This is a genomic window from Stenotrophomonas sp. P5_A8 (genome assembly GCF_056400545.1).
On record NZ_JBFULB010000120.1, the window covers coordinates 1 to 11,272 of the forward strand.

Annotated in this window: 10 protein-coding genes; 2 read left to right on the forward strand and 8 right to left on the reverse strand. The window is 66.7% G+C overall.

All coding sequences use genetic code 11. The features are described 5' to 3' along the window. Positions 1-35: 35 nt before the first annotated feature. Positions 36-419: a GtrA family protein gene (locus AC1DQP_RS10365; protein WP_256776906.1), complete on the reverse strand. Its 384-nt coding sequence runs from the start codon at positions 417-419 to the stop codon at positions 36-38. An 86-nt stretch (positions 420-505) separates the two neighbouring features. On the opposite strand from AC1DQP_RS10365, the gene glmU reads away from it, so the two are divergent. Then, positions 506-1,873 carry a bifunctional UDP-N-acetylglucosamine diphosphorylase/glucosamine-1-phosphate N-acetyltransferase GlmU gene (glmU, locus tag AC1DQP_RS10370; protein WP_478051541.1) on the forward strand — a complete coding sequence of 456 codons (1,368 nt, stop codon included), beginning with the start codon at positions 506-508 and terminating at the stop codon, positions 1,871-1,873. Positions 1,874-1,937: 64 nt separating this feature from the next. Here glmU and AC1DQP_RS10375 read toward each other — a convergent pair whose 3' ends face one another. The 7 genes from AC1DQP_RS10375 to AC1DQP_RS10405 all read right to left on the reverse strand — a co-directional run bounded on the left by AC1DQP_RS10375 (position 1,938) and on the right by AC1DQP_RS10405 (position 9,718). Then, the gene (locus AC1DQP_RS10375; protein WP_478051542.1) at positions 1,938-3,284 is read right to left on the reverse strand and encodes a sensor histidine kinase; all 1,347 of its coding nucleotides are present in this window, start codon (positions 3,282-3,284) and stop codon (positions 1,938-1,940) included. Then, on the reverse strand, positions 3,281-4,624 hold the full coding sequence (locus AC1DQP_RS10380; protein ID WP_457321235.1) for a sigma-54-dependent transcriptional regulator: 1,344 nt from the start codon (positions 4,622-4,624) through the stop codon (positions 3,281-3,283). The genes AC1DQP_RS10375 and AC1DQP_RS10380 overlap by 4 nt, the downstream gene beginning before the upstream one ends. A gap of 80 nt (positions 4,625-4,704) precedes the next feature. Beyond that, on the reverse strand, positions 4,705-5,133 hold the full coding sequence (locus AC1DQP_RS10385; RefSeq protein ID WP_478051543.1) for a PDZ domain-containing protein: 429 nt from the start codon (positions 5,131-5,133) through the stop codon (positions 4,705-4,707). Between the two features lies 1 nt (position 5,134). Beyond that, positions 5,135-6,355, reverse strand: a complete 1,221-nt coding sequence (locus AC1DQP_RS10390) for an ABC transporter permease (protein WP_478051544.1) — start codon at positions 6,353-6,355, stop codon at positions 5,135-5,137. A 16-nt stretch (positions 6,356-6,371) separates the two neighbouring features. Then, positions 6,372-7,676 carry an ABC transporter permease gene (locus tag AC1DQP_RS10395; RefSeq protein WP_478051545.1) on the reverse strand — a complete coding sequence of 435 codons (1,305 nt, stop codon included), beginning with the start codon at positions 7,674-7,676 and terminating at the stop codon, positions 6,372-6,374. Positions 7,677-7,683: 7 nt separating this feature from the next. Next, complete coding sequence (locus AC1DQP_RS10400) at positions 7,684-8,403, reverse strand: ABC transporter ATP-binding protein (RefSeq protein ID WP_256776914.1); 720 nt, start codon at positions 8,401-8,403, stop codon at positions 7,684-7,686. A gap of 46 nt (positions 8,404-8,449) precedes the next feature. Continuing rightward, a complete protein-coding gene (locus AC1DQP_RS10405; protein ID WP_256776915.1) occupies positions 8,450-9,718 on the reverse strand; it encodes an efflux RND transporter periplasmic adaptor subunit in 1,269 nt (422 codons plus the stop codon). Positions 9,719-9,921: 203 nt separating this feature from the next. Between AC1DQP_RS10405 and glmS the strand changes: the two genes are divergently transcribed. Further along, the coding region (glmS, locus tag AC1DQP_RS10410) for a glutamine--fructose-6-phosphate transaminase (isomerizing) (protein ID WP_478051546.1) at positions 9,922-11,272 on the forward strand (1,351 nt) is incomplete at its 3' end.

The following is an 11,272-nucleotide window of genomic DNA, read 5'->3' on the forward strand; positions in this document are numbered from 1 at the left end:
GCACCGCACCGGTGCCCGGTTACTGCGCCGGCTGTTCAGCGATAGACGAAGTGCCGCATCAGCAGGAACGAGAGGGCGGCCAGGCCGCCTTCGACGATCGGTTTGGCCAGCCACGCATAGGCCAGGCCCAGGTGGTGCGCCGTCGTGCTCACCAGCAGCGTGCTGACCACGGTCAACACCAGCCACAACGCCAGGAACCGTGCGAAACGCGCCCAGCCGAGGCGCTGGCCGCCTTCAGCGGCAAATGTGTAGCGGCCGTTGAGCCAGAACCCCAACAGCATTCCGCACACCCGGCCCAGCACGTTGGCCGGCGCGGTCGGAACGCCCAATGCCGTGGCACCGACGAACACCGCCCAGTCCACGAGCAACTGCACCAGGCCGATGAGGATGAAGCGGCTGCCTTGGCGGATCAGGCTCACGGGAGGGCGGTACCGGTGCGGAAAGGCAGCATGTTAACTGTCCGCGTTCTAGAATTGCAGCCACTACCGCCCACACACGCTGCCCCATGACCCAAGCCCTGCACGTCATCATCCTCGCCGCCGGCGCTGGCAAGCGCATGAAGTCCGACCTGCCCAAGGTGCTGCAGCCGATTGCCGGCCGCCCGATGCTGGCCCATGTGATCGATGCTGCCCGCGACCTGCAGCCCGCCGCCATCCATGTGGTGTACGGACACGGTGGCGATGCGGTGCGCGACGCGTTCGCCAGCCAGACCGACCTGCTCTGGGCCCAACAGCGCGAACAGCTGGGCACCGGCYATGCCGTGCAGCAGGCCATGCCGAACGTGCCCGACGCGGCCACCGTGCTGGTGCTGTACGGCGACGTGCCGATGATCCGCACCGACACCCTGCGCCACCTGCTGGCGCAGCCGGGCCGGCTGGCGGTGCTGGTGGCCGAAGTGGCCAACCCGACCGGCTACGGCCGCATCGTGCGCAATGCCGAGGGGCGCGTGGCGGCGATCGTCGAGCAGAAGGACGCCAGCGACGAGCAGCTGTCCATCCGCACCATCAACACCGGCATCATCACCGCCGAGTCCACGGCGTTGCGCACCTGGTTGTCACAGCTGTCCAATGCCAACGCGCAGGGCGAGTACTACCTGACCGACGTGTTCGCCGCTGCCGCGCATGACTATACGCCGGCCGACATGGCGTTCGTCGAGGACGCGCAGGAAGCCGAAGGCGCCAACGATCCGTGGCAGCTCGCACAGCTGGAACGTGCGTGGCAGCTGCGCGCGGTGCGGGCGCTGTGCACGCAGGGCGCCCGGGTGCTGGACCCGGCGCGGCTGGACATCCGTGGCACGGTCAGCGTCGGGCGCGACGTGCAGATCGACGTCAACGTGATCCTGGAGGGCCGGGTCGAGCTGGGCGACGGTGTCAGCATCGGGCCGTTCACCCGGCTCAAGGATGTGGCGCTGGCCGCGGGCACCGTGGTCAAGGCGCATTGTGATCTGGACGGCGTGGTCAGCGAGGGCGCGGCCGAGATCGGGCCGTTCGCGCGGCTGCGCCCGGGCACGGTGCTGGCCGCCGGCAGCCACGTGGGCAACTTCGTGGAAACCAAGAAGGTCACCCTCGGGCCAGGTAGCAAGGCCAACCACCTGACCTACCTGGGCGATGCGGTGATCGGGGCCAAGGTCAACATCGGCGCGGGCACCATCACCTGCAACTACGACGGGGTGAACAAGTCGCAGACCACTATCGGCGACAACGCTTTCATCGGCTCCAACAGCGCGCTGGTGGCGCCGGTGGTCATCGGTGAGGGCGCCACGATTGCGGCCGGGTCGGTGGTTACCCGCCATGCGCCGGACGGCAAGCTGACGGTGGCGCGTGCGCGGCAGGAAACCATCGAGGGCTGGAAGCGTCCGGTCAAGAAGGCCTGAGCGGTGATGCCGGCCATTGGCCGGCATCAGGCAATACCGGCGGCATGAGCTTGCCGGCCGTGCCTCAGGCAATGGGCAGGAAGATCGCCACGCACAGGCCGCCTTCGCGGCGGTTCTGCAGCGAGATGCGACCGCCGTGCGCTTCGACGATCTCGCGTGTGAGGGCCAGGCCCAGTCCGGTGCCGTTGCGCTTGGTCGAATAGAACGGCATCAGCGCGTTCTGCAGCACGGCCTCGTTCATGCCCTTGCCGCGATCGAGTACTTCCAGCCRCAGCCACTGCGGCAGCCGGGTCAGCCGCACTTCGACGTCGTCGTTGGGCGGTTCGGCTTCGCTGCAGGCTTCGTGCGCGTTCTTGAGCAGGTTCAACAGCGCCTGGCCGAGCTGGGCGATATCCACCCGGCTGTGCAGTTCATCGCTGATGCCGCTCATGCGGAACGCGATCTGGTGCTGCAGGCTGGTCAGGAACTGCAGCCATTGCACGTTCTGCAGCTGCGGTTGCGGCAGCTTGGCAAAGCGCGCATAGCCGCGGATGAAGCCTTCCAGGTGCCGCGCACGATCTTCGATGGTGGCGAACACTTCCTCCAGGCGCTCGGTCTTGCCACGCCGCACCAGCTCGCCGCCGGAATGTGCCAGTGACGCGATCGGCGCGAGCGAGTTGTTGAGTTCATGACTGATTACCCGGATCACCTTCTTCCACGTCTGCACTTCCTGGCGGCGCAGCTCGGCGGTGAGCAGGCGGATCAGCAACAGGTCGTGGGGGCGTCCGTTGAGGTGGAAGTTGCGGCGCGACAGGTGGTAAACCTGTTCGTCCTCTTCATCGTCGCTGCCTTCGTCATGCACGGCGAACAGGCTGTCGCCACCGCGCACGATCGCGTCGCGCAACTCCACCGGCATGGTTTGCAGCACGTCCTGCATGCRCTGGCCTTCCAGCTTCCAGCCGTTATGCAGCAGCCGACGCGCGGCCAGGTTGGAGAACGCCACGCGCTGGATACCATCGCCGCCATTGGCCAGCAGCAGCATCGACACCGGGGTGTTCTGCACCATCGTGTCCAGCAGCAGCTCGCGTTGCACCAGGCCCTGGCGTTGTTCGCGCAGTACATCGCCCAGCTCGCGGTGGGCCTTTACCAGGTCGCCCAGTTCATCGTTGCCCGGCCAGTACACGCCGAAGTTGTACTCGCCATCGCGGTAGCTGCTGGTGGTGCCGGACAAGGCGCGCAACAGTGAACGCACCGGTGCGGTGGCGCGGCGCAGGCTCCACCACATCACCGACAGCAGTACGATCAGGGAGACCGCGCTGATCAACCAGCCATGGTCCAGCCAGTAGGCCAGGTACCACGGAAAAGCGGCTGCCAGCGCCAGTACCGGCAGCAGGCGCAGGAACAGCCGGAAGGTGAACGAGCTGCGCTTCATTCGCGCGGAATACCGTAGCGGTCCATGCGCCGGTACAGCGCCTGCCGGCTCAGGCCAAGTTCGGCGGCGGTCTGGGCGATGATGCCGTGGTTGCGGCCCAGCGCGGCTTCGATATGGCTGCGGTCCGGGTCGACCGTCGGGCTGGCCGGGCGCGGTGCGCTGGCCCCCCGCGGCAGGTTGAGATCGGTCACTTCGATGCGCGGCCCGCTGGCCAGCAGCTGGGCGCGTTGCAGTACGTTGCGCAGTTCGCGCACGTTGCCCGGCCAGGTGTGTCGCTGCAACGCGGTGGCCGCGGCGGCGGACAATGGCTTGTCGCCGTCCATGAAGCGTTCGGCCAGCGGCAGGATGTCGCCGGCCCGTTCGGCCAGCGGCGGCAGCGCCAGCTCCACGGTGTTGAGGCGGTAGTACAGATCTTCGCGGAACTGGCCATCGCGGATCATCGCCGGCAGGTCGGCATTGGTGGCACTGATCACCCGCACCTTGACCTGGCGTTCGCGGTTGGAGCCCAGCCGCTCGAAGCGTCCGGTTTCCAGCACGCGCAGCAGTTTCATCTGCCCGCCCAGCGAAAGATTGCCGATCTCGTCCAGGAACAGCGTGCCGCCATCGGCGGCCTCGAACTTGCCTTCGCGTGCCTTGTTGGCGCCGGTATACGCGCCGGCCTCGCTGCCGAACAATTCGGCCTCGATCAGTTCGGCGGGAATGGCGCCGCAGTTGAGCGCGACGAACGGGCCCTTGGCCACCAGCGAATTGGCCTGGATGATCTCGGCGATCTTCTCCTTGCCGGCGCCGTTGGGTCCGGTGATCAGCACCGGCAGTGCCGAGCGCGCCACCTGGCAGGCGAGGTTCACCACGCGCTCGCTGGCCGGGTCGGCAACCACCGCACCGCGCAGGTCGTAGCGGGCTTCCAGCGCCGAGCGGTTGCGCTGCTCGCGCTCGCGGCGGCGGTCCAGCTCGCGACGGGTTTCAGACAGTTCCAGCAGGTTGTTGACCGTGACCAGCAGCTTGCGGTCGTCCCAGGGTTTGGCCAGGTAATCGGCGGCGCCGGCGCGGACCAGGTCCACGGCGCTGCTCAAGTGGGTCCAGGCGGTCAGCAGGATCACCGGCAGGTCCGGATGGCGGGCACGGATCTGCTGGAACAGGGCCTCGCCTTCCTCACCGGAGGTGGTGTCTTCGGTGAAGTTCATGTCCTGGATGACCAGGTCCACCGGATGTTGTTCCAGCAACGCCAGTCCGGCGTCGGGTGACAACGCGTGCAGCGCATCGATGTCGTGCAGCGAGAACAGCACTTCCAATGCGGTGCCGACGCTGGCGTTGTCGTCAATGATCAGGATTGAAGGCATGCGGCATCGAAAGCCAGGAAGTGGAATCAAGAGTACCGGAGCGCCGGGCCAACGTGGAGATGGCCCGGCGCGCGGGTGCCTCAGCTGCGCGGGGTGGGCGGTGCCGGGGGCGCTGGCGGTGCCGGAGGCGCCGGAGGAGCCGCCGGGACTACCTTGCTCCAGGCGGCAGTGGTCACATCCAGGCTCATCTGATCGCCCCTGCGCACCACCGTCATCGGCAGTCGCGTGCGGTGCGTAGCGGCCAGCGTATCGGTCAGGTCGGCGATCGTGCGCACCGGCTTGCCGTCGATGCTCAGGATCCTGTCGCCGGCGCGCACGCCGAAGTAGGTGCCCGGCTCGGTGGTGGTGACCCGCACGATGCCCTGGTTGGCATCCACGACCAGATGATGGTCGCCCTCGCGCCATTCCAGGCGTCCGGTTTCGGTGCGGGTGGAGGTGGTGGCGGCCAGCGCCGGTGCGCTGGCCAGCAGGAAGGACAGCACGAGGGTGGACAGCAGGGTCTTGCGCATATCAGGCACTCCGGGTGGCAACGGCAGGGGGAACGGCGGCGGCACGACGGGCCGGGCCGAAGACAGCGATCTGGCCGAGCAGCCACAACAGCATCGCGCCGATCGGCAGGTAACTGATGGGCATGCGCGGCAGCTCGTAATTGTTCATCAGGTACAGATTGATCGTGTAGGCCATCAACATGCCGAGCACGATGCCGACCGTGGCCAGCAGGAAGTTCTCGGTCTGGAAATAGCGCAGGATCTGCCCGCGGGTCGCCCCCAGCGCACGGCGGATGCCGATCTGCTTGGTGCGCTGCTGCACCCAGAAGCTGGCCAGCCCGACGATGCCCAGTGCGGTCACTACCAACAGGGCGACGCAGACGGTGATCAGCAGGCCGACCATCGCCCGGTCGTTGGCGAAGTACTTCTGGCGCTGCTCTTCATAGGTGCGCTTGCCACGGACCAGGCGGCTGGAATCAACGCGTTCCAGCGCTTTCACCGCCGCTTCGAGCACTTCATTGCGCCGCGCCGGATCGGTGACCCGGATCAGGTAGAAGGCCTCGTCGTAGCCCATGCGCAGCGGCAGGATGAGCGAGAAGCGGGTATCGCCTTCGCGGCTGGTCGGCCGGGCCAGTTCCTTGACTACCCCCACCACCCGCAACGGCATGTGCCCGCTGTAGACGGTCTTGCCCACTGCGGGGGTACCGGGGAACAGTTTGTCGGCCGCGGCCTTGGACAGAATCACCGCCGATCCGTTGGCCTCCAGATTCGGATCGTTCTTGGCGGTCTCCACGTCCTGGTATTCATCGGCCTGGAAGTCACGGCCGGCCACCACTTCCAGGCCCAGCGTGTCCACGGTGCCTTCGCTGCCGAAATACTGCGACGCGCTCAGGGTGGGGCGTTCCTGGTCCGGGGTCAGGCCCAGGCTGGTGTTCCAGGAGTTGTTGCGGAACGGCATCTGGTTCAGCGGCACCACGCTCTTGACCCCGGGGATGCCGCGCAGCGCGGCCAGATCTTCGCGGGTTCGTGCGGCCACGTTGACCTGGGTGCCGATGCCGCCCAGACGGACTTCGACCAGTTCGTTCTCGGCGATGCCGCTGGGCTGGTTGATCTTCTCGATGCGCTGGCCGATCAGGAACAGCGCGTTGCAGACGATCGCGCAGGTCAGCGCGATCTCCAGCACGATCAGTGCGGCGGCGGTCTTGTGCCGGCGCAGCGTGGTGAGGATGGGACGAATATCCATGATGTGCTCCGGATCCTTACTGCGATTTGAGTTGGATGGCGGGGGCAACCTGCATGGCGCGCAGCGCCGGCAGGAACCCGGCCAGCAGGCTGGCCACCAGGGTCAGCCCGAAGGTCAGCAGCAGCATCTGTCCATCCAGCGTGGCCAGCTTGGCGTACTCCACCGGCTGCTGGCGCACGGCATACAGCCCCAGCGCCGCCAGCCCGAGACCCAGCACACCGCCGGCCAGGCCGACCGTTCCTGCTTCGACCAGCGACTGCAGGAAGATCTGCGCACGACTGGCACCCAAGGCCCGCCGCACGCCGATCTCACCGCTGCGACGCAGGAACTTGGCCAGCAGCAGGCCGACGGTATTTACCAGACAGACCAGCAGGAAGCCCATCGCCAGCCACAGCTGCAGGCGCAMGTCACCCGGCACCACCTGCTTGTAGTCCAGCCACGCCATCACGTTGCGCAGGCGGACATTGTTGGGACGCTCGAAGCGACCGGCCGCATGCTGCTGGGTGGAGTAGTTGTCCAGGTAGGCACGGAAGTCCGACGCCTGCGAAGCGCTCTCCAGCTCCACCCAGTACTGGATCCAGGTGCAGCTGGCATTGAGCGAGGTTTCGTCGGTCTCGTTCTTGCGTCCGAAGCAATCCATGTTGCCGTTGCGGCCGAACTTCAGGTCCATGGCGGTGGAGAACGGCATGAACACGTCTTCGCTGTCGCCGTACCTGCCGGTTTCCAGGTCGTAGAAGTGCGGGTTCGGATTCCAGGTGTCGAGCACGCCGATCACGGTGAAGGTATTGCCATCCATCCGCAGCGACTTGCCGACGCTGTCGGCACCGTCGAACAGCTTCTGGTTGAGCGTGCGCGAAATCACCGCCACGCGACCGCGGCCCTCGTCCTGGTCGGCCTTCCAGCCGCGCCCGAACAGGAATGGCGCATCGAACATCGTGAAGAAGTCGGCCGAGGTGTAGCGGGCATCGGTGGTGAACGGGCGCAGCGCACTGTTCTCCGGTTCCAGGGTGACACCACCGCCGGTCATCATCGCCTGGTGCTTGGCGTGCTTCTCGCGCAGCAGTGCTTCGGCATCGAAGCGGGTCAGCTGGTCATTGGGTTCTTCACCGGCCTGGTAGCCCAGCATCGGCTGCGGGTCCAGCTGCACGTAGAACAGGCGGTCGCTCTTCTGCGGGATCGGATCGCCGGACAGCACGTGGAATACGGTAAGCGTCGTCATCGACGCACCGATGCCCAGCGCGATGGCGATCACCATCAGCGCGGTCAGCACCCGGTTGCGCCGGAAGCTGCGCAGGGCCAGTCGGAAGTAGTAGGCGAGCATGGTGGCCTCAGTCGTGGGTGGTGGCGACGACAGCACGCGGGGTTGACAGCACCGGCTCGCGCAGCAGGTCGGTGGCCTGGCCATCGACGATGTGCACGTTGCGCTGTGCGCGGGCGGCCAGTTCCGGGTCATGGGTGACCATGACGATGGTGGTCCCGGCGGCGTTGATTTCCTCCAGCAGTTCCATCACCCCGCGTGCCATCTGGCTGTCCAGGTTGCCGGTCGGTTCATCGGCCAGCAGCAGGCGCGGGCTGCCCGCCAGGGCGCGTGCGATTGCCGCGCGCTGCTGCTGTCCGCCCGAGAGCTCGGCCGGGTAGTGCTTCATGCGCGAGCCCAGCCCGACCTGGCCCAGCGCCTTTTCGATGCGCTGCTTGCGCTCGGCGGCGGGCATGCCGCGATAGCGCAGCGGCACATCGACGTTGTCGAACAGGTTGAGGTCGGAGATCAGGTTGAAACCCTGGAAGATGAAGCCGATTTTCTGGTTGCGCAGGCGGCTGCGCGCATCGTCGCCGAGCTTGCTGACGTCCTGGCCATCGAGCATGTAGGTGCCGCTGGTGAAGGTTTCCAGCAGGCCGGCGATGTTGAGGAACGTGGTCTTGCCCGAGCCGGACGGACCGGTCACGGCGACGAACTCGCCTTCGCGGACGTGCAGGTCAAGCGACCGCAGGGCATGGGTTTCCACCTGTTCGGTGCGGAACACTTTGGCGACCGCGCGCATCTCGAGCATGACTGTTTTCCTTACCGTTGGTTGAGGATGAAATGTGTTGTGGATATCAGTTGATGGACACGTGCTCGGCATCGCCGAACAGATCGCTGCCGGAGACCACGACGCGATCGCCGGGCTGCAGGCCAGAGAGGATTTCCACTTCGCCCAGGCTGCTCACACCGAGCTTGACCGGGCGGCGCACCGCGGTGCTGCCGTCCATGACGTAGGCCTGGCCGTTGCCCTGTTCGACGAACGGGCCGCGCTCGACCTTGAGCACATTGCGACGGGTATCGAGCACCACCCGGGCCTGCATGCGCTGGCTCTGGCGCAGACCCTGCGGCTGCTTGTCGGAGAAGCGGATGCGGGCGTTGACTTCACCGGCGACCACTTCCGGGGACACCGCGCTGATCTCGCCCGGGAAGGGCTGGCCGTTGCCGCTGGTGAGCTGGGCCGGGATGCCGATCGCCAGCTCGCGGGCGAAGCTCTCGGGCACCTTGATCTCGATCTCGAAGCGCGACAGATCGACCACGCCCAGGATCGGCGCATTGGCGATCACGTTGGTGTGCTGGGTGGCCTGCACCTGGCCGACCTGGCCGTCGAACGGCGCGCGCAGGGTGAGTGCATCGACCTGGCGCTGCACCTCGGCTACCACCGCCTTCTGGCGTTCGGCCAGCAGGTGCTTGTTGCGTGCGTCCAGGTCGGCGCCCTGGCCCTGCAGGCGTGCGTCGGTCTGCGCGTTGGCCAGCTGGATGTCGGCTTTCTTGAGGCTGTCATTGGCCTTGGCCAGGTCGATCTGCGGCACCGCACCGCCGTCGAAGCCGCGCTGGTAGCGCTGCAGGTCGCGGTCGGCAGCCTGCCGCTCGATGCTGGCCTGGTCGGTTTCCTTGCGTGCCTTGGCACGGGCCAGGGTGGCATCGAGGGTGGAGCGGCTCGCTTCGGCTTCCAGGCCGGCCAGGGTGGCCTGTTCCTGGGCGAGCTTGCTGCGCAGTTCCGGGCTGTCGATCACCGCCAGTTCCTGGCCCTTCTTGACCACGTCGCCGGCCACCACCTTCAGGTCCACGGTACCGGCGGAGATGGCGTACAGGATCGGGCTGTTGGCGGCGATGACCCGGCCGTCGGCGGCGATGTCGCGGACCAGGTCGCCGCGGGTGACCTCGGCGATGCGCACCCGCGCCCCGTCGAAGGAGCGGCTGGCGCCCAGCCAGGCGCGGACAGCGAAGCCGATGGCCAGCAGCACCACCAGTGCGGCCAGGCCCGGCCACAGCCAGCGCTTCCACGGGGCTGCCGTGCCGGCAACGGAGAGGGTCTGGTCCTGGGCGGAAGTGTCGCGGATCATCGGGCTCGTTCGCGGTTGGGTTGCCGAGTACAAAGCAGATCCCGTGCCAACTTTTGGCCATTTGAAATCAATGGCTTGCGAGGGCGACCTGCTTGTCCGCGTGTCCGCGGACACCCGCCGGACACTTTCGTTAAGCGGACAGCGGCGTCCCGGACACGGGGGCCACGCTAGAATGCGAGGCTCGATACGTGGGATCAGAATCTATGTGCGGCATTGTGGGAGCGATCGCGAATCGCGATGTGGTACCGGTCCTCATCGAAGGGCTGAAGCGATTGGAATATCGCGGCTACGATTCCTCCGGCATCGCCGTGCTCGACCAGCGCCAGGCACAGCCCGACGTGCGCCGCGTCCGCCGCACCGGCCGCGTGGCCGAGATGGAGAAGGCTGCCCTCAGTGAGGGCTTCGACGCGTCGCTGGGCATCGGCCATACCCGCTGGGCAACGCACGGTGGCGTCACCGAAGCCAACGCGCATCCGCATATCAGCCACGGCGTGGCGCTGGTGCACAACGGCATCATCGAAAACCATGAAGAACAGCGCGAGAAGCTGCGCGCGCTGGGCTATGTGTTCGAGTCGCAGACCGACACCGAAGTGATCGCGCACCTGATGCACCATCACCTCAAGGATGGCGACACCCTGCTGTCGGCACTGCAGCGCACGGTCAAGGAACTCACCGGCGCCTACGCGCTGGCGGTGATGAGCCGGGCCGAGCCGGAGCACTTCGTGTGCGCGCGCATGGGCTGCCCGCTGCTGGTAGGCCTGGGCGAGGGCGAGAACTTCGTCGCCTCCGATGTCTCGGCGATCCTCTCGGCCACCCGCACGGTGATCTTCCTGGAGGAGGGCGATACCGCCGACATCCGCCGCGATGGCGTGCAGGTCTATGACGAGCACAATCTGCCGGTGGTGCGCGATGTGCACCTGTCCGATGTGTCGCTGGCGTCGCTGGAACTGGGCCCTTACCGTCACTTCATGCAGAAGGAAATCCACGAGCAGCCGCGCGCGCTGGGCGACACCATCGAAGCGGCGATCGACGCCGGTGGGTTCCCGGCCGAGCTGTTCGGCAAGACTGCAGAAAGCGTGCTGGCTGGCATCGAAGGCGTGCAGATCCTGGCGTGTGGCACCAGTTACTACTCTGGTCTGACCGCGCGCTACTGGATCGAATCCATTGCCGGGTTGCCGTGCAGCGTGGAAATCGCCAGCGAATACCGTTATCGCGCGGCATATGCCAACCCCAGGCACCTGATCGTGACCATCTCCCAGTCCGGTGAAACCCTGGACACGATGGAAGCGCTGAAGTACGCAAAGTCGCTGGGCCACCTGCATACGTTGTCTATCTGCAACGTGCCCGAAAGCGCGATCCCGCGTGCCAGCGAACTGGTCTGCTACACCCGCGCCGGCGCCGAGATCGGCGTGGCCTCGACCAAGGCCTTCACCACCCAGCTGGCCGCGCTGTTCCAGCTGACCGTGGTGCTGGGCAAACTGCACGGGCGCATCGATGCCGCGCAGGAAGCGGACTACCTGGAGCAGCTGCGTTTCCTGCCGGGCAGCGTGCAGC